Raw genomic sequence first — 941 nt, forward strand, 5'->3', positions numbered from 1 at the left:
CTTGAGACCCCAAAGCGTTTTTGCTGACTTAGTCGGAACTGTTCTTCAAGCCATTTAAGCTTTGCAGAAAGTTCAGCTATCTGCTGCTCCTGCTTAATACATAAATTCTGAAGATCGTCATATGTATATGAATTTACATCGATTTTATTATTTTTTAGTGTTTCATTTATCTTTTCCATATTTACATAATTCGACGTTTGTTTTAAAAATCCTCTAAGAATTAGAAAAATCAACAGTTTGTTTACAATTACAATCTGTTGATTTATTAGATTTTATAAAATTGTACGTGCGTTAACTTCAGGATGTGCCTTTTTCTGCACAAGATCCAGTCCATCAAGAAGCCAGCGCAGCTGACGCTGATCAATACTGACAGCTGTGTTATTATCTGCAACAGGCCATTGAAACTTGCCTTTTTCAAGGCGTCTGTAGTACAGCCAGAAACCATTATGCTCCCATTGAAGAATTTTAAGCTTATCCCTGTTTTTATTGCAAAATACAAATAAGCAGTTTGAAAATGGGTCAAGATCAAAACATTCTTTTACAATGACAGCAAGTCCGTCTATCGACTTTCTAAGATCTGTAGAGCCACAAGCTAAATAAACTTTATCGACAATAGTCTGATTTAACATAATGTTTCTAACACCTTTAAAAGATTCAACAAATGATTTTTATCAAACCCTGGCTTTATTTCAACAACAGCTTTTCCTACTCTTACATTGATAACATCCTTCTCAGTTTGACTCATATTGTTTTTTATATCCAATGCCAGCCAGTTTTGACTTTCATCAGAATTATTCTTTTGCTCTTGCTCTATATTTCTGTATTTTCTCACCCAATAGCTTAGCTGCTTAATATTTAAATTATTCTCTTTACAAAATGCAGCCTGAGTTAAACCGCTTGCTTTATATGCCTTAATTCTTTCAAGCCATTGTGCTCTTAAA

General features: G+C 33.7%; 2 protein-coding genes. Both read right to left on the bottom strand.

Annotated elements, in window-relative coordinates; translation table 11 throughout:
- Positions 1 to 272: 272 nt before the first annotated feature.
- Positions 273 to 629, bottom strand: coding sequence for an IS66 family insertion sequence element accessory protein TnpB (tnpB, locus tag Q428_RS14180; protein WP_035382088.1), 357 nt, complete (start codon positions 627 to 629; stop codon positions 273 to 275).
- Positions 623 to 941: IS66 family insertion sequence element accessory protein TnpA (gene tnpA / locus Q428_RS15575; protein ID WP_035382090.1), on the bottom strand; the 319-nt coding region annotated here is incomplete at its 5' end. The genes tnpA and tnpB, both read right to left, overlap by 7 nt.

The organism is Fervidicella metallireducens AeB (assembly GCF_000601455.1).
Lineage (GTDB): Bacteria > Bacillota > Clostridia > Clostridiales > Caloramatoraceae > Fervidicella > Fervidicella metallireducens.